The organism is Kitasatospora sp. HUAS MG31 (assembly GCF_040571325.1).
GTDB lineage: Bacteria > Actinomycetota > Actinomycetes > Streptomycetales > Streptomycetaceae > Kitasatospora > Kitasatospora camelliae.
The window spans coordinates 41,197-57,726 of record NZ_CP159873.1 but is presented as its reverse complement, the minus strand read 5'-3'; the positions used below and the strand labels follow the sequence as shown (position 1 = coordinate 57,726).

The window sequence follows — 16,530 nt, the reverse complement described above, 5'->3', positions numbered from 1 at the left end:
CATCTCATTTGGTGATTCTGCGGTGGCAGATGAGGGTGGCGGCGAGGGTGGCGAAGGCTGCGAAGTGGTCGGCCTTGCGTTCGTAGCGGCGGTGGAGTCTGCGGAAGCCGCCGAGTCAGGCGACGGTGCGCTCGATGACCCAGCGGTGCCGGCCGAGGCGGGTCGAGGACTCGATGCCGCGGCGGGCGATGCGGTGTGCGATCTGTCGTCGTCGCAGGTAGGAGCAGATGAAGCGGTGGTCGTAGCCTTTGTCGCCGTGGAGCTTGCCGGGCCGGCGGCGCCTCGGGCCGCGGCGGGAGCGGATCGGCGGGATCGCCTCGACGAGCGGGATCAGGGCCTGGCTGTCGTGCAGGTTCGCGCCGGAGATCGCGAGCGAGAGGGGCAGACCGGTGCGTTCGGTGAGCAAGTGGATCTTCGACCCAAACTTGCCCCGATCGACAGGATTCGGACCCGTCAGGTCCCTTTCTTCGTGGCCCGCATGTTCACCGAGTCGACCGCGCACCGCGACCAGTCCAGCTCGCCGCGGGCGCCGAGTTCGTCCAGGACCAGGCGGTAGAGCTTCGCCCACACCCGGGCCGTGGTCCACTCCGCGAAGCGCCGGTGCGCGGTCGGCCCGGACGGCCCGAAACACGGCGGGAGCTGGGCCCAGGTGCACCCGGAGGTGGCCACGAACACGATCGCGGCCAGCACCTCCCGGTCCCCGTAGCGGCGTCGGCCGCCGCCCTGCGGCCGGGTCGGCGCCGGCGGCACCACCCGCTGGAACAGCTCCCACAACTCGTCCGGCACCAGGCGCTCCACAATCGTCACGCGAGCAGCCTACAAGCCCAAATGAGATGACTTCTTACAGCGTGTCCTACGTGGTGGCTGGGTCGTTGGATCGGTCATGGGGAGTGGTGGGTGGGGTTGGATCGTTCCTGACGGCTTGTGGGATCTGGTGGAGCCGTTGCTGCCGGCGGCCCGGGTGCGGCCGCAGGGCGGTGGGACGGCGAACCTGGACGACGAGGCGGTATTCGCCGCGATCGTCTTCGTGCTGACGACCGGGTGCGCGTGGCGTCATCTGCCGCCGTGCTTCGGCTTGTCGAAGTCCACGGTGCACCGCCGCTTCACGATCTGGACCAGGGACGGCCTGTGGGGCCGACTACGACGAGCGATGCTGGAGCACCTGGTCGCCGCGGATGTGCTCGACGTGTCGCGGGTGGTCGTGGACTCGGTGCACGTCCGCGCGAAAAGGGGGGTGCCCACACCGGTCCCAGCCCCGTCGACCGGGGCAAGCCCGGCTCCAAGGTGCACGTCCTGTCCGACCGCGGCGGACTGCCCCTCGTCATCGGCATCTCCGCCGGCAACGTTCACGACCAGCACGGACTGATCCCGCTCGTCCAGGCCCTCCAAATGAAACACGACCCGGAACGAGGCCTGCACTACCGACCCCGCAAGGTCCACGCAGACAAGGCCTACGACAGTCCCGAGCTGCGGAAATGGCTCCGCAGGCAGCAGATCCTGCCCCGAATCGCCCGCAAGGGTATCGAGTCGAGCCAGACCCTCGGCCGCCACCGATGGGTCATCGAGCGCACCATGGCCTGGCTCACCGGCTACCGCCGCATCGCCCGCCGCTACGAGCGCGACCACCTGCTCTACCTGGCCTTCTGCGACCTCGCCGCCGCAATCACATGCCACAAACGACTGGCACGACTCACCACGTAGGACATGGTCTTATGTGATGGAGGGTCAGGGGTGGACTTCCCGGGCAGGTCGACGCTGGCGGGTCTGAGCGAGCCGGAGTACGAGGCGCTGGCCGCGTTCGACGACGTGATCGGGGACCTGGAACACGAGTGGGAAGCGGCCCGGGCCACCTCGAGGCGGCTGGTGAGGATGATGGACGCCGCCGAGCGGCGTCTCGACAACGGCACGGTGGCCCTGTCTCTGCACTTCGACGCGCTGGACCAAACCGCGAGCGCGGCCCTGGACCTCGTCTCCGGGCTGGAGCGGCTGCTGTGTCGGTACACCACGGCGTACGTGGCGACGGGCCTGTCGATCCTGGACCGGCTGGTCGCTGGGCGGCCCCCGCTGACACCGGCGGAGCTGGAGGTCCTGCGCGCCGAGCCATCGGTCGGCCGACTGCAGGAACTGCTGGAGGTCCCGGCCGAGCACCGCTACGCCGCCCGCGCCGCCGCGAGCGGCCCGGGGGAACTCGAGCGCTACCGCGACCAGCGCACCCAGCTGCTGCGCTCGATCGAGTCCCTGTACTCCAACCTCACCGCGGACGGGCAGGCGTGGACGAGGGTTACCGTCGCCGCGGGGCGCCTGAGCGACATGGACGACGGCACGTACGACGAGCCGTGGGCCGACCTGGTCCCACCGCTGCTGAACCTCGCCCGGCAGAACCCGTACGAGATCAGCGTGGCGCTGGATCCTGGGCCCGCGCCGGACGGGCCGCGCCGCCGCAGGTAGGAGCGGATCGAGCTGTTGCTGTACGCCTTGTCGGCGCCGACACTGTCAGGCAGTCGCCGCGGTCGTCCCACGCCGAGCCGGGGGACGCGGATCTTGTCCATGACGGGTTCGAACTGCGTGCAGTCCGCCCGTTGGCCGGCAGTGACGACCAGGGAGAGCGGGCGGCATCTACCGTCCGCACTCAGGTGGATCTTCGTGGTGAGTCCGCCGCGGGAGCGTCCGAGAGCCTCGCCTGCCGCCCCACCTCCGCCAGGAACAGGAGCAGGCGCATGTGAACTGACCTTTACAGGCCCCCCTTTGAGGCGCCCGGCAGTGCTGGTGGCGGATTGGTCGGGGCGCCGGCGGCGTGCTGGTGGGCGCGGATCGAGGTGGAGTCGACGTTGATGTTCCAGTCGATGTCACCTGCTGCGTCGGCGACGGCTTGGACGTGCTGGAGCAGTCGCTCCCAGGTGCCGTCGGCCGACCACAGGGCATGGCGTTTGTGGATGGTCTGCCATGGACCGAAACGCTCGGGCAGTTTCCGCCACTGACAGCCGGTGCTGAGCCGGTGGATGATCCCGTTGATCACCTGCCGGTGATCCCGCCACCGGCCGCACCGTCTATTACTCCTGGGCAGCAGCGGTTCGAGCACCGCCCACTCGCCGTCCGTGAGATCCCCCCTGCTGAGCATGACCTGAACAACGAGCCACTGAGCCTCTTTCATCCTGGGTTTTGCCAGGTCAGGAGGGTGTGGACGGCTGCAACGGTCCGGCTGATCCGGTTGGTCGAGCAGCGGGCCCGTCGTAGGAGTCGCCAGGATTTGAGTCGGGCGAAGGCGCGTTCGCCGGGTGCCCTGAGGCGGGCGTGGTCCCGGTTGTACTGCTTGTAGTGCTCGGGCAGTTCGTCGTGTCGGTAGTACGGGGTGCGGACGGTGGCGCCGGCACCCTGGTAGGCCCTGTCCGCCAGGACCAGGATCTCCCTGGTCAGGCAGGCCTGGACGATGCCGTGGGCGCGGGCGGCGGTCAGGTCGTGGGTGCGACCGGGCAGGGCGCGGGAGAACCAGAGCGGTGTGCCGTCGGGCGTGGCGACGACCTGGACGTTCATCCCGTGCTTGCGGTGCTTCTGCGAGTAGTACGGCTCGTCCGCCTTGATCCGGTCGGTCGGGATCAGGGTCCCGTCGACGATCACGAAGTCGCCCTCGCCCAGACCCACCAGCGCCTCGCGCAGGCCCGGTGCCCACGCCGCCAAGACCTCCAGGGTCTCGTCCACGTACCGCCAGGCGGTCGCCTCCGACACCCCGAACCCGGCTCCGACCTGGGCGAGCGTCTCGTTCTTCCGTAGATGCGCCAGGACCAGCAATGCCTGCTTGAAGCAGCCCAACTTCCGCCACCGCGATCCGAGTTCACACCTTCGGGTATGGATCAGCCACGAGACGTGCTCGACCAGCTCGTGCGGGACGTCGAGCATGGCAGGATACGAGACCAACAGGGCCCCTCGGCGGCGACGTGATGAGTGAGATCACCACGGCAACGACGAGGGGCCTTGTTGCGTCACTACAACTCGCTGACCAGGCATTTCACCCTGTCGGGACAGGATGAAAGAGGCTCACTGAGCCTCTTTCATCCTGGGTTTTGCCAGGTCAGGAGGGTGTGGACGGCTGCAACGGTCCGGCTGATCCGGTTGGTCGAGCAGCGGGCCCGTCGTAGGAGTCGCCAGGATTTGAGTCGGGCGAAGGCGCGTTCGCCGGGTGCCCTGAGGCGGGCGTGGTCCCGGTTGTACTGCTTGTAGTGCTCGGGCAGTTCGTCGTGTCGGTAGTACGGGGTGCGGACGGTGGCGCCGGCACCCTGGTAGGCCCTGTCCGCCAGGACCAGGATCTCCCTGGTCAGGCAGGCCTGGACGATGCCGTGGGCGCGGGCGGCGGTCAGGTCGTGGGTGCGACCGGGCAGGGCGCGGGAGAACCAGAGCGGTGTGCCGTCGGGCGTGGCGACGACCTGGACGTTCATCCCGTGCTTGCGGTGCTTCTGCGAGTAGTACGGCTCGTCCGCCTTGATCCGGTCGGTCGGGATCAGGGTCCCGTCGACGATCACGAAGTCGCCCTCGCCCAGACCCACCAGCGCCTCGCGCAGGCCCGGTGCCCACGCCGCCAAGACCTCCAGGGTCTCGTCCACGTACCGCCAGGCGGTCGCCTCCGACACCCCGAACCCGGCTCCGACCTGGGCGAGCGTCTCGTTCTTCCGTAGATGCGCCAGGACCAGCAATGCCTGCTTGAAGCAGCCCAACTTCCGCCACCGCGATCCGAGTTCACACCTTCGGGTATGGATCAGCCACGAGACGTGCTCGACCAGCTCGTGCGGGACGTCGAGCATGGCAGGATACGAGACCAACAGGGCCCCTCGGCGGCGACGTGATGAGTGAGATCACCACGGCAACGACGAGGGGCCTTGTTGCGTCACTACAACTCGCTGACCAGGCATTTCACCCTGTCGGGACAGGATGAAAGAGGCTCACTGATCGAAGTGACACGACCTGGCCGGGCACTGGGGTAAGGCTGGATCTCATGCGACAACCCTTCGGCGCCGAGGGGCGAGCCGGCGGGTGCGGATGTAGAGCAACCGGCCCGCACCGGTTACGTTGTTACGCGAGGTTGATCGGTGCGGGCCGGCGTGGATGTCCGTCGCGGCGGACGCTCGTGGCCCTAGTCGCGGCAGAGCGACTTGCCCGACGATTCGGGGAAGTTCTCGGCCCTGTACGTCCAGAAGGTGAAACCGGGATCACTCTCGCAGGTATTGGCGAGGGCATCCCGATCCAGCGGCACCGATACCGAGGAATTCGCTGCCACGTCACCCAGTGCGCACTCCAGGTCGCCCCAGTCATTCGGCTTGCAACGCTTGTCGTTGGTCACCTTGGCGATATCTCGGCCCTGAATCTTGATGACCACGGCCTTCGCGGGCTGATTGCCCTTGTTGGTGACCGTCAGGGCCGACGGCTCGTAGTCGGACGGGCTGGCGGCACCGTCCAGGAGCGGGCCGTCAACGACAGGCGTGTCGAAGGTGACGGTGCGGACATGGCGCCCCGAGACTTGGAGATTGTCCGTCGAGCTGCCAGCAGAGCGCCCTCTCGCCTCGATGAACATGTCCAGCTCGTAGGTACCCGGACCGGGGTAGATCACCTCGAATCCGGAATCGCTCGATGCGACGTCCTTCCCGTCCTTGCGGAGCGTCCACTCGCCAGCGGTGGCGGAGCACTGTTCGTACGTGCCCAACGCGTAGTAGCAGGCCGCGTGTGCAGTGATGTCGAGCATCCGCCCGTCGGTCTTCCCACACGCCCACACAGTGGCGGACTGGCCCCACCCGCCCCCTTCCACGACTCACCCTCGGTACAGCGAGGCTCCCCCGCGAACGCCGCACGGGCCACGGGGGCGGCCGCCGCCGTGGTGCTACCGACGCCCACGGAAGGAACCGCTACGAGGCCGAGCACCGCAACCGCGGCGACGCGTGCCAACGAGAACCTGTCCACAGAAATCTTGCTCCTCAACACCATGGTGTCCACGGCTGAAATGGGTACGGCGAACGCGCGAGGCCCGCCCTGCGAGAGACGGTTCGGGGATTCGTCCGACCCGCCGACGGGACGAGCGCATCCCGCCCCGTTTGATCATCTTCATACGGCATCCGACTGCCGCGTCGCACGTGAGCCGACATGTCACCTGGACAGGTGAACTAGAGCGAGTGAATTCGCCACCTGTTCGAAGAGAACCACCCGCCAGCGCAGTAGCGTACGAAGCCACCGTCGAATCGGCAGGCCAGTAGGGCCTGCCTCCGGACACGACTCCGCCCGTGATCGAGGAGACAGGCCCTAGAAGAACCCGTCCGCTGCCCCGCCGCTGCTGCGCGCTGTCGGCTGCCACTGCGACCGGCCGCGCAACGGCGCTGCCCGCGCTGCAACGGCCGTCGCAGCGCCGGGCGTCGGGTGCGCAACCACTGGTGAGTTCGGCGCCCATCGGGTGCGATGCAAACTCCCCGCCGCAGGTCAATGTAGGTGCGAACCGGATCTCACCCCGCCCGCCGCAGGCCTCGGCCCGACCTCCCCGCCCCGGCCGACGACGGCGATGCCCGACCCCCTGCGCAGCAACACGTCCCGTCCGCTGCGCATGCGCAATCGGCCGTTGCAGCGCTGAATGCGCGTGCGCAAGGCGGCGCTGCGCATGCGCAAGACCGGTTGCGCAGCGCCGCGCAGCTGCTGCTGCGACTTGTAGTTTGCGACTTCTGCGACCGATTGTTTGCGGCCCGAGATGCGCGGCGACGGGCTGATGCTGCCCGTCGGGGTGCAGCGTTTCACCCCGGGGCGAAAGGCAGCGCCGTGCCGGGCTAGCATCCCGATCATGAGTTTCTCCCCGGGGCAAAAGTCGATGGCAGAGCCGATGCTGTTCGGCGCGCCGACCTGCACCGTGTGCGGCAAGGAGATGGAACCGAGCGCCACGGGCCGCCCGCGGAGTACTGCTCGAAGGCCTGCTCCTCACGCGCGGACCGGGCGCGCGAGCGCGAACGGCAGCAGCAGGCGCTCACTGCGGCCGCCGAAAACCCCCGGGGGCGAAACTCTGGCACTCGCCGACCTGCCCGCCGACAGCCCGGCCACCGAGCTCCTCGAGCTCGGCGAGGCGCTGCGCCGGCACGACGCGCGCTTCCTCCGCCAGCTGGAGCGCGCGGAGCTCGACGGGGACGGAGCCGTTGCCCGCCAAGCCCTGGACGACGTCCTCCGCGCCGCCGACGGCCTGGCCGCGCGCCACCGCGAGCTCGCCGAGCGGATCCTGAGCGCCCACCCGACCCAGACCGCCACCCCCGGCGAGAGCGCCCCGAAGCCCCTCGTTTCACCCCGGGGCGAAACCACGGCCTTGTCCGGCGCCGCCCCGAGCATGGGTGTGCCGGTCCCGGCGGCCGGACCCGAACCGGCACCGGCGGCCAGCGGACCCGGCCCCGCGGACCGGCCCGCACCGGTTGTGCCCCGGGGCGAAACTCCCCCGCCGGCCGACTCCGCCCGGGACCGGCCGCAGGCCTCGCCGGCACCTGTTCCTCCCCGGGGGGAAACGCAGCCCGTGGCCCGTCCGGCCACCGCGGCGCCCGTTGCTCCCCGGGGCGAAACTCCGCCCGGCGGCGCCGGGCCACGCGACCAGGCAGGCCCGGCCGCGGAGGGCGGCCGGCTGCGGGACCTGGTCGACCGGAGCCTGGCCCAGCAGACCACCCCCGCCCCCGAGCCCGCAGAGCAGAAGCCCCCGGCCGGGCCCGCGGACCGGACGGTGTCGGTGCCGCGCGACCCGCTGCTGCGCGGCCTGCCCCGCAGCATGGACGTCCACATCCCGCTCGACCCGCAGGTCTTCGGCTACAACTGGGCGCTCGCCGGCTGGACGGTCCAGCCCGACGTCCTGGTGGTCCTCGGCGAAGGCCACCAGGTCGGCTGGGTCGAGCGAGGCCTGGACGGCGGCGACGGCTGGGTCGCGGTGTACGCGGGCTACTTCCTCGGCGACGCCGCCACCCAGCAGGCTGCTCTGCGCGCCACCGCGCAGGAGGCCGCCCGCACCGTCCACCAGGCTTACCTGGAAGACCTCTGACGACTGAGGAACAGCCTGGCGTCACCGTGATGCCACGGGTGGGGCCGGCCACCGTCACCCGGCGGGCGGTGCCGGCCGGAACTTGGTCAGGCACACCCCGCACAGCAGCGGTCCCTGGTAGAAGGTGAAAGGCGTGATCTGGAGCCGCCGGGGTGGTGAGCACTCCGCGCACACGATGGCGAACCGGCTGCCGGAGCGGGGACTGCGCGGGGTGGCGGTGGACTGCACGAGGGCCTCCAGCTGGGCGCCCGCCGCCGCGTCCAGGAGCGCGATCACCTCATCCCACCGGGCGGCCTCGGCATTGCTGAGCCGGCAGTCGGTCATCCCCACAACCGGGGTCGCGCGCCGGGGTGGGGTGAGCCCGAGATCGCGGGCGATGCGCGCGAAGTGCTTGTTGTGCCAGCGATAGCCGCTGCTCACCTCCTTCACGCCGCGCCGCCGGGCTACGCCGTGCGCGGCGTGGTGCAGCAGCGCCTGCAGATTGGCCCGGCCTCCGTGACGCAAGGCGGTGGGGGAGAACTGGAGCTCCATGGTCAGCGCACCGTCGCGGGTGAACTCACGGCCGGTGCGCAGGGTCGCGCAGCGGGTCGGGTCCGCACCGTCGCCGCCCGCAGTGGTGACCGCGAGATGCGGCACGTCCGGGTGCCGGCGCCGGATCTCCTGCCAGGCGGTTTCCACGGTGCTGATGATGACCGCACCGTGGACGAGCGCGGCAGTTCCCGGCTCGTTGGGTCCCACCGGCGCGGGGTGAGGGAACGTCATGCCCGGTGAACCCGCACTGGCCCCGGCCGGTTACGACTGTGCGGGACGGATCGTGATTCCAGTCACGGACAAACCGGGAGGACAAGGCCCTTGACCAGGGCAAACCGGGCAGGACAAGGGGACTGGGCAAGGGGTGGGACAAGGGGTGCGGTCAGACCGCGGACAAGGGGTCGGTGTGCAATGTCGGCGGCACCCGGGCGAGCGCCCGGGTGCCGGGGCCGACCACCGCGCCGCTCCCGGCCTCCCGCTGACGGAAGGCCGCCTCGATGACCGCCACCGCGCTTGCCGCACCCGACCCCGACGACGACCAGGCCGCCGACCACCACCGGCCGGAGCGCCCGGGCGAGGCCTCGCCCGGCCGGGACAATCGGCCCGCCGCCACCCCCGCCGGCACCTCCGCCCGCACCTCCACGCCCCGCCCCGCCGCTGCCCGCGTTCCGGCAGGCCAGCGGCCCCGGGCAAGGGGTCTGGGGCGTGGCGACAACCCTCTTCTGCTCGCTGCTGATGTGCGCTGGAAGAGGGGTTCGACGTCGTCGGTGCGAGCTGGGGTCTTGGTGGCGCTGGCTCTGTTTCAGCGCTGCACCGCTCGTGAGATCTGGATGCTCGCATGCGCGGGACAGGCGAACGACCGGGCGGTGCGGGACGCACTGCTGGACCTCCGGGAGGCGGGGAGGGTGCGGGAGGAACTGCGGCTGCCAGACGGGCGCAAGCTGTGGTGCCTGACCGCGGCCGGCCGCCGCGAAGCCGCCGCGCTGCTCCCGGCCGGGGCCAAGCTGTCGGCGCTGAGCCCGGAGCGAGAGGGATCGGCGGCGGTGTTCTCCGAGCACGCCCTGGACGTCGCCGCCACCGCCGGCCTCCTCGCCCGCGCCGGCATCGGGCACCTGACCGCGTTCTCCACCGAGGTCGAGCACGCGCTGCCCGGCCGCCGCAGCCTCTTCGCCGACCTGGTGCTCCGCGACCCGGGCACCGACCTGCCGCTGCTCCTGGTGGAGGTCGACCGCGAGAACGAGAGCACCGGCACCCTGGTCGACAAGCTCACCGCCTACCGCACCTGGTGCGAGCTCCCGGCGAAGGGCACGGCGAAGGCGGCTTTCGAGGCCTCGCTGCGCCGCCGGGGCACCCGCACGCACGACCTGCGGCTGTGGCCCACCGTCTACCCGGCCACCGGCCGCGAGGGCCTGCCGCCCGTCGCCCTCATCTTCGAGGCCGGCCGCAGGCGCGCCCCGCGGCCCGGCGCCAAGCCGCTCACCGACGAGCAGAAGAAGGACAAGGCGCAGACGGACCACCGCCAGGCTGCTGCGCCGCCTCCAGGAGGTGGAGACCGACTCCGAGGACACCTGGCACGCGCCCGTCTACCCCACGTACTACGACACCGCCACCGCCCGCGACCACCACCGCGCGCTGCCGGTGGTGGCCACCACCCTGCCGCTGTTGCGGGCCTGCGGGGCCGATGCGGCGATCTGGCGCCGGTTCGGCCGCCTCGGCTGGCACACCCTCGACGCCGCGCTCGACAACCCGGACGGCGACCGACTGCTCGAGGCCGAGCGCGCCGCCGCCGAGCAGGCCCGTTGGGCGAAGGCGGAAGCGGAGCACGAGCGCCGCCGCCCGGCCTGCCGCCGCTGCGGGGCGAGGTTCTCGGACGAGAGGTGGGCCGAGAAGGAGAAGGCCTGGAACGACGACGGGCTGTGCGCCGACTGCCGCCAGGCCGACGCCGACCAGCAGACCCGCCAGGAGGCCGAGCGCGAGCAGGCCGCCGCCGAAGCCGCGGCCGCCGAGGAGAAGCGCAGCCGCTCCTGGTGGCACCGTTCCTGACCGGCTGCTCCCCACCCGCAGGGGTGCTGACCTGCGGTGGGGAGTTTGGCCACCCCGCTGACCTGCGGTGGTGAGTTTCGCCGTCCGGCCGGTGAGTTCTGCGCCCGGGGTCGTGACGTGAGTTTCGCTCCCGGGGCTCGGTGAGTTTGCCTGGCCCGGGTGGCGGTGGCCGGTGAGTTTCGGGGATCTGCGCAGGTCAGAGGCCGGTGTCGGTGCCGTGTGACAATCGGGGTCAGTCGTTCTTTGCGGTGAGGTGGTCTCGATGGCGGTGGTGGTACCGGCGGGCGATGTGCGTGTGGTCGCGGTCCGTGCGGCGCTGGAGCCGTTCGCGTGGCGATCGTTCACTGCCGAGCTGGTCTGCCGCCGGGCGGTGGCCGCCATGGACGGCGGGCAGGCGTTCCCCCGCCCGCGCGGTCCGCGGAACCGGCCGGGCACGCAGGAGGAGTGCGTCGAGGCACTGGTGGAGGTCCTGGCCGGCTGCCGGTGGCGGTCGCTCACGGTCGGCGGGCTGAGTCGGCTGCTGGTGGGCGCCGCGCAGGCGTGGCGGCAGGAGCAGGCCTGGTTCGACATCCGGCTGGGCCTGCTGCTGGACGGCGTGGGCTGACCGGCAGCAGGCCCCGGGTGGGCGGAGGCCCTACTGGCGGGCCATGTGCATGCGCATCTCGCTGGGGGCGTCGACGATCAGGTCGCCGGACATGTCGACGGTGACGCTGTGCAGCGTGCCGGTGAAGCGGAACGGCGTCCGGTAGTCGGGGGTGACGGCCGAGCCCGGGTTCGCGCCACAGCACATGCCGCCCGGGTTGAAGGCGACTGGCGTGGTGAACGGCATGTCGATCTCGCCGACCAGGCGGCCGTCGATGTACAGCTGGGCCAGGCCGGGTGAGCCCTTACCGGCCGCGATATCCGGCGCGCCGGTGGGCTCGAACTCGAAGCGCAGAGCGTGCCGTCCCGCGGGCAGAGGCTCGGCGGAGGCCACGTGGTGCAGGGTGCGGTGGACGTAGTTGTGGGCGTAGTGCAGGTGGTTGTCCTTGACGTAGAAGGTCCAGCCTCCGGCGTTGGTGCCCTGGCAGAGCAGGACGCCCTCGGCGCCGCCGGACGGGATCTCGACGTCGGCGGTGACGCTGTGCGGGCGGTTGAGGACCCGGGGGGCGACGGCGGCGGGCAGGACCTGGGTGCCGGTGCGGAAGGTGTAGCTGGTGCGGTCTTCGGTGATCTGCGGGCGTTCGAGCATCAGCCGCTGCAGGACGCTGCCGTCGATGGGCAGCACGTTGTACTTGCCTGCCTCGACGTACCACAGGGCGATCATCTCGATCAGTTTGCTGCGGTGCTCCTCGGCGAGGTTGCGGGTCTCGGCGACGTCCTCGGCGACGTGGTAGAGCTCCCAGTGGTGGGCGTCGAGGTCGTCCAGGTCCGCCATGGTGATCGGGTCGCCGAACGCGTGCTCGGCCTCGGTGAAGTTGGGGCCGGGCCAGGGACAGACCGCGCGCCAGCCGTCGTGGTCGATCGCGCGGTGGCCGAACATCTCGTAGTACTGAGTGCGGTGGCGGGTCGGCGCCGCGGGGTCGTCGAAGGTGTGCGCGAAGCTGACCCCGTGCAGGGGCGACTGGGTGACCCCGCGGATGGTCGCGGGCGGCTCGATGCCCAGCACGTCGAGCACGGTGGGCACCATGTCGATGATGTGCGCGAACTGGTCGCGGATCTCGCCCCGGGCCTGGATGCCGCGGGGCCAGTGGACCAGGAACGGGTCGCTGACGCCGCCGCGGTAGGTCTCCCGCTTCCACCGGCGGAACGGTGTGTTGCCCGCCCAGGTCCAGCCCCACGGGTAGTGGTTGAACGTCTCCGGGCCGCCGAGCTCGTCGATCCGCGCCAGGCTCTCCTCCAACGACTCGGGAGCGTTGTTGAAGAACTGCAGCTCGTTGGTGGTGCCGCTGGCTCCGCCCTCGGCGCTGGCCCCGTTGTCGGAGACCACCATGATCAGCGTGTTGTCGAGCTCGCCGGTCTCCTTGAGGAAGTCGATCAGCCGTCCGATGTGGTGGTCGGTGTGGGAGAGAAACCCGGCGAAGACCTCCATCATCCGTGCCGCGAGGCGGCGCGCGTCCGGCGACAGGGACTCCCAGGCGGGCACGTCCGGGTCGTGCGGGGAGATCTGGGCGTCCGGCGGCACGATACCGAGCTGCTTCTGCCGGGCGAAAGTGCGCTCCCGGTAGGCGTCCCAGCCGTCGTCGAACCGGCCCCGATAGCGGTCGGCCCACTCTTTCGGCACATGGTGCGGGGCGTGCGTCGCGCCGGGGCAGAAGTGCAGGTAGAACGGCTTGTCCGGGGCGACCTGCTTGGCATCCGCGATGAACGACATCGCCCGCTCGGCCAGGTCCTCGGTCAGGTGGTAGCCCTCCTCCGGTGTCGCCGGCTGCTCCACCTGGTGGTTGTCGTACACCAGGTCCGGGTACCACTGGCTGGTGTCTCCGCCCAGGAAGCCGTAGAACCGTTCGAAGCCCCGGCCCAGCGGCCATCGGTCGTAGGGTCCTGCGGCTGATTCGTGCTCGGAGGGCACCAGGTGCCACTTGCCGACCATGTACGTGTTGTAGCCGTGCTGGAGCAGCATCTCGGACAGGAAGCCGTTCTCGAACGGGATCTGGCCGTTGTAGCCGGGGTATCCGGTGGCGAGCTCGGTGATTGCCGCCATGCCGTTGGCGTGGTGGTTGCGGCCGGTCACGACGCAGGATCGCGACGGGGAGCAGAGCGCCGTGGTGTGCATGTTGCTGTACAGCAGCCCGCCCGCCGCCAGCGCGTCCAGGTTCGGCGTCTCGATCGGGCTGCCGTAGCAGCCGAACTGCCCGTACCCGGTGTCGTCGAGCACGATCATCAGCACGTTCGGCGAGCCCGGCACCGCCCGCACGGGCTGTGGCCACGCCGGACTCGACTCATCGGTCGTCCGCCCGATCACTCCCGGGAAGGACTGCCCCGGCTTGTACTCACTCCAGGATGGCTGCGACATACATGGCCTCCGTTCCACCGGCGCGCGATTTCGTTCCGGCCGGCACTCGATGTCTCTGAGCGGTGCGGCACCACGACATGACCGCGAGTACACCCGCTGGCGCCGGCGGCCTATGCTCCGAATCACGAGAGGTCCGTGGTATGCGGCACAGCGGCACCGGCTCTTGTCACCCGCCTCGCTGACGGACGGCACCTGATCCACGCTAGGCCGCGACGATCACCGCCACGATCCGGAATGGGCCACCCGGCCCCACCCGGGTCCACCGGCGACCCGCAGGATCATGAGAGCACCATCTCGCAGGCCGCTCCGGACAGAAGATCCGGTGAGCGCTACGCAGGTCAGAGGCCGGTGAGAACGGGGGCAGCTCCCGTTCTCACCGGCCCGGGGCTGCTTCGTAGGGCACGCTGGCGATCGAGTACCGGGACGGTCAGCCCGTGCTTGTCGTCAGCGGCGGGACTGCCATTCCGGCAAGGCTCCCGGTGTGCACAAGTCCCGCGAATTTTCGGCCGCGGCGCAGCTCGTCGACTCCTATGTAATTGATCCGAGTTGTGTGCTCACGGGCGGATTCGCCTTCTACGCGTGGACGGGGAACTCGCTTTAGACCGAAGCCCCGAAGTTTTCGCGCGTCTTGGCCTTGTGGCACGGCCGGCACAGCGCTTGCACGTTGCCCCCCCCGTGTCCTCTCCATCGTCATCACCTGCCGCAAGCGGCTGGCCCGACTCACCACGTTGGACAAGGTCTTATGCCCTCCATGGCGCACTTGGGCGCCCAACCGCTCGGTCGATGCCCAGTGATGCCGGCCTGGCACCCGGGAAATGGGACGGGCCGCCACGGCCCGTTCCTTCGGATGGTCGCCCGGTCACCAGCCTTGATGCCTGCCCCGGCCTCGGTCGGATTCCTTGATGGTCACCTCACCCCCCGGTGCACACCTTGATGGTCACCCCACCGCCCCGGCGTACACCTTGATGGCCACCTTGGAAGGCGTCCTCGATACCTTGGAGACCGCCCCCGCCGCTGGCCCCGAAAACCTTGGAAGCCAGGTAAAAGCCTCAGGTCAAAGCATTGGTGGCGGCGTCTCCGGATACCTTGATGCCCCGCCCGGGCGTTCCTGGACGGGGTATCAAGGTACGGGCGCCGGTCAGGGCCGCAGCTGTGTCCAGCCGCACGGGCGCCGGCCTTCGGCGCCGAGCGGGTGCCACACCGCGGCGGCGGGGCCGCGCTGGACCAGGTCCTCGAGGCGGGCCGCGCCGGTGGGGACGGCGGCCAGCAGCTCGGCGACGGCCGGCCGCTCCTCGACGGCCAGGCGCAGCTCCTCCACCGCCGCATCGACGGCGGCGTCCGCGGTGCCGACCAGGACCACCAGCACGCTCGGGAACGCCCTCCACCGCCGCTCCCACGCCCGGCCCGAACCGCCGGGGCCCGCCTGCTCCCACAGCGCGGCGCAGGCCGCCAGCTGCTCCGCGGTGTGCTCGGTGCCCCTGCCGGGGCGGTGGAGCTCGACGAAGGCCCGCAGCCGCCGTCGGCCGCCGGTGGTGGTCGCGGTGTAGGCGAGCTCGGCGGCGGGCCGGTACACCTCCCCGGCCGGGCCGGCGGGGTGCTCGGGGGCGGGGACCAAGTCGAGCGGTCCGCAGCCCTCGCCGCGGGCGCGGGCGTCGGCGACGAACGCGGTGTGCACCCGGCCGAGGTCGAGCAGGTGGCCGCGCCCGTATTGATCAGAAACTCAATTGGTTCTCGTCGAGGGTGTAGCGGACCTGTGGACCATGGAAGTAGCCGCGGACGATGTGAGGTTGGCGCTGGCGTCGATGGAAGAAGCGCCGGGCTTCGGCTGCCAGTTCGGCCTGGTTGCGGGCCCGGTGGCTCATGGGCAGGCTGCGCTTGAGGTCGGCGTTGACCAGTTCGTCGGGGTTCAGCTCGGGCGAGTAGGACGGCAGGAAGTGCAGCTCGACCTGGTCGGCGTGGTCGGCCAGCCAGGCGCGGACCTTTTTGCTGCGGTGAGCCGAGTGCCGGTCCACGACGAGGTGAATCTTGCGGTCGAAGTGGCCGGCGAGCCGGCTGAGGAAGCGGCACATGACCTGCGCGTCGAAGGTGCCGGTGAAGACCATGAAGTGCATGCGGCCCTTGGTGCTGATCGCGGACATGGCGTTGACCGAGAACCGGTTCCCGGTCCGGCGCACGATCGGGGTCCGGCCCTTCTCACCCCAGGTCCGGCCGGTGACCTGGTCAGAGCGGATGCCGACCTGGTCGGCGAACAGCACCTCGGCGCCCTCGGCCCTCGCCTTCGCGCGGATCGCCGGCCAGGTCTCCTCCAGCCAGCCGCGCACCGCCTCGGGATCCTGCTCGACAGCCCGCTTGTCCGGACGCTGGAACGACAGCCCCCAGCGGCGCAGGTACTTGCCCACCCCTGGCTCGGTCAGCCGGACCCGGTACAGCTTCGCGATCAGCGCACCCACCTGGGAACGCGTCCACAGCTGACCGACAAGCCCCAGGTCACACGGCTGGTGGTCGAGCACGGCCTGCCGCACCGCGGCCTGCTCGGCCTCGGACAGCACCTGATGCTCCCCGACCCGCCGGCCGCGCGGGCGCCCGATCAGCGCCTCGCGCCCGCCGGCCAGCCACCTCGCCCACCAGCCGTCCACCGCCTTCAACGAGACCTTGAACACCGCCGCGACGTCCTCGCGATCCCGGCCCTCCACCAGCGCGGCCACCGCCCGCAGCCGCAACGCTTCCTGCGCCGACGGCGACAAGTGCCGCGCATCTCGCACCAGTTCACTCACGCGGTGTTCAACGAGCCGGAACCCCTACCGTTTCGGATCAATAGTTGTCGGTTGGTCGGTTCGGGTTGGCCCTGCCGGGAGCTTTCTTGTCTCTCGCGTCCGGCTGGTGCCGGCCGCTCGCGGATGGGGCGGATCGGCGGCGGCGCGCGGCCCCGGGA

General features: G+C 70.6%; 16 protein-coding genes and 4 pseudogenes. 7 read left to right on the top strand and 13 right to left on the bottom strand.

All coding sequences use genetic code 11. The features are described from left to right. Window positions 1-4 precede the first annotated feature (4 nt). A pseudogene (locus ABWK59_RS35790) lies at window positions 5-801 on the bottom strand (IS5 family transposase). An 82-nt stretch (window positions 802-883) separates the two neighbouring features. Here ABWK59_RS35790 and ABWK59_RS35785 point away from each other — a divergent pair. After that, window positions 884-1,701, top strand: a protein-coding gene (locus tag ABWK59_RS35785) for an IS5 family transposase (RefSeq protein ID WP_354645248.1) whose coding sequence is annotated in 2 segments (ribosomal slippage) — window positions 884-1,226 and window positions 1,226-1,701 — 819 coding nt in all. Because the reading frame shifts where the segments join, the coding sequence is not laid out codon by codon here. 30 nt (window positions 1,702-1,731) lie between these two features. Then, the gene (locus ABWK59_RS35780) at window positions 1,732-2,448 is read left to right on the top strand and encodes a hypothetical protein (RefSeq protein ID WP_354645247.1); all 717 of its coding nucleotides are present in this window, start codon (window positions 1,732-1,734) and stop codon (window positions 2,446-2,448) included. Here the strand turns inward: ABWK59_RS35780 and ABWK59_RS36705 are convergent. From ABWK59_RS36705 to ABWK59_RS35750, 7 genes and pseudogenes are all read right to left on the bottom strand, one after another. Continuing rightward, window positions 2,412-2,687, bottom strand: a pseudogene (locus tag ABWK59_RS36705) (transposase); the annotation flags it as partial. The gene ABWK59_RS35780 and the pseudogene ABWK59_RS36705 sit on opposite strands and share 37 nt — an antisense overlap. A gap of 91 nt (window positions 2,688-2,778) precedes the next feature. Next, a pseudogene (locus ABWK59_RS36700) lies at window positions 2,779-3,118 on the bottom strand (IS5 family transposase); the annotation flags it as partial. Window positions 3,119-3,147: 29 nt separating this feature from the next. Beyond that, window positions 3,148-3,912, bottom strand: a complete 765-nt coding sequence (locus tag ABWK59_RS35770) for a transposase family protein (RefSeq protein WP_420492966.1) — start codon at window positions 3,910-3,912, stop codon at window positions 3,148-3,150. 134 nt (window positions 3,913-4,046) lie between these two features. Further along, window positions 4,047-4,811: a transposase family protein gene (locus ABWK59_RS35765; RefSeq protein WP_420492966.1), complete on the bottom strand. Its 765-nt coding sequence runs from the start codon at window positions 4,809-4,811 to the stop codon at window positions 4,047-4,049. Between the two features lie 311 nt (window positions 4,812-5,122). Further along, window positions 5,123-5,728 (bottom strand): hypothetical protein, encoded by a 606-nt coding sequence (locus ABWK59_RS35760; RefSeq protein ID WP_354645246.1) that lies wholly within the window; start codon window positions 5,726-5,728, stop codon window positions 5,123-5,125. A 725-nt stretch (window positions 5,729-6,453) separates the two neighbouring features. After that, window positions 6,454-6,903, bottom strand: a complete 450-nt coding sequence (locus tag ABWK59_RS35755; protein ID WP_354645245.1) for a hypothetical protein — start codon at window positions 6,901-6,903, stop codon at window positions 6,454-6,456. A gap of 82 nt (window positions 6,904-6,985) precedes the next feature. Beyond that, on the bottom strand, window positions 6,986-7,243 hold the full coding sequence (locus ABWK59_RS35750; protein WP_354645244.1) for a hypothetical protein: 258 nt from the start codon (window positions 7,241-7,243) through the stop codon (window positions 6,986-6,988). A 273-nt stretch (window positions 7,244-7,516) separates the two neighbouring features. On the opposite strand from ABWK59_RS35750, the gene ABWK59_RS35745 reads away from it, so the two are divergent. Continuing rightward, window positions 7,517-8,029, top strand: coding sequence for a hypothetical protein (locus ABWK59_RS35745; RefSeq protein ID WP_354645243.1), 513 nt, complete (start codon window positions 7,517-7,519; stop codon window positions 8,027-8,029). Window positions 8,030-8,083: 54 nt separating this feature from the next. Here the strand turns inward: ABWK59_RS35745 and ABWK59_RS35740 are convergent, their stop codons facing one another. Then, window positions 8,084-8,791: a hypothetical protein gene (locus tag ABWK59_RS35740; protein WP_354645242.1), complete on the bottom strand. Its 708-nt coding sequence runs from the start codon at window positions 8,789-8,791 to the stop codon at window positions 8,084-8,086. A gap of 151 nt (window positions 8,792-8,942) precedes the next feature. Continuing rightward, window positions 8,943-9,068, bottom strand: a complete 126-nt coding sequence (locus ABWK59_RS35735) for a hypothetical protein (protein WP_354645387.1) — start codon at window positions 9,066-9,068, stop codon at window positions 8,943-8,945. Between ABWK59_RS35735 and ABWK59_RS35730 the strand changes: the two are divergent. From ABWK59_RS35730 to ABWK59_RS35720, 3 genes and pseudogenes are all read left to right on the top strand, one after another. After that, window positions 9,058-9,834 (top strand): annotated as a pseudogene (locus ABWK59_RS35730) (hypothetical protein); the annotation flags it as partial. The gene ABWK59_RS35735 and the pseudogene ABWK59_RS35730 sit on opposite strands and share 11 nt — an antisense overlap. 271 nt (window positions 9,835-10,105) lie before the next feature. Continuing rightward, on the top strand, window positions 10,106-10,603 hold the full coding sequence (locus ABWK59_RS35725; protein WP_354645386.1) for a hypothetical protein: 498 nt from the start codon (window positions 10,106-10,108) through the stop codon (window positions 10,601-10,603). A gap of 262 nt (window positions 10,604-10,865) precedes the next feature. Beyond that, window positions 10,866-11,207: a hypothetical protein gene (locus ABWK59_RS35720; RefSeq protein WP_354645241.1), complete on the top strand. Its 342-nt coding sequence runs from the start codon at window positions 10,866-10,868 to the stop codon at window positions 11,205-11,207. A gap of 30 nt (window positions 11,208-11,237) precedes the next feature. On the opposite strand, the gene ABWK59_RS35715 is transcribed toward ABWK59_RS35720, so the two are convergent. Next, window positions 11,238-13,598, bottom strand: a complete 2,361-nt coding sequence (locus ABWK59_RS35715) for an arylsulfatase (RefSeq protein ID WP_354645240.1) — start codon at window positions 13,596-13,598, stop codon at window positions 11,238-11,240. A 481-nt stretch (window positions 13,599-14,079) separates the two neighbouring features. Between ABWK59_RS35715 and ABWK59_RS35710 the strand changes: the two genes are divergently transcribed. Further along, window positions 14,080-14,199, top strand: coding sequence for a DUF6603 domain-containing protein (locus tag ABWK59_RS35710; RefSeq protein ID WP_354645239.1), 120 nt, complete (start codon window positions 14,080-14,082; stop codon window positions 14,197-14,199). A gap of 537 nt (window positions 14,200-14,736) precedes the next feature. Here ABWK59_RS35710 and ABWK59_RS35705 read toward each other — a convergent pair. Then, window positions 14,737-15,273 (bottom strand): hypothetical protein, encoded by a 537-nt coding sequence (locus ABWK59_RS35705; protein ID WP_354645238.1) that lies wholly within the window; start codon window positions 15,271-15,273, stop codon window positions 14,737-14,739. Between the two features lie 37 nt (window positions 15,274-15,310). Further along, complete coding sequence (locus tag ABWK59_RS35700; RefSeq protein ID WP_354641991.1) at window positions 15,311-16,372, bottom strand: IS630 family transposase; 1,062 nt, start codon at window positions 16,370-16,372, stop codon at window positions 15,311-15,313. Window positions 16,373-16,530 lie beyond the last annotated feature (158 nt).

Coding starts and splice junctions, on each gene's coding strand:
- ABWK59_RS35760 (WP_354645246.1), bottom strand. CDS start 5,728: ATGCTCGACATCACTGCACACGCGGCCTGCTACTACGCGTTGGGCACG.
- ABWK59_RS35740 (WP_354645242.1), bottom strand. CDS start 8,791: ATGACGTTCCCTCACCCCGCGCCGGTGGGACCCAACGAGCCGGGAACT.
- ABWK59_RS35720 (WP_354645241.1), top strand. CDS start 10,866: ATGGCGGTGGTGGTACCGGCGGGCGATGTGCGTGTGGTCGCGGTCCGT.
- ABWK59_RS35715 (WP_354645240.1), bottom strand. CDS start 13,598: ATGTCGCAGCCATCCTGGAGTGAGTACAAGCCGGGGCAGTCCTTCCCG.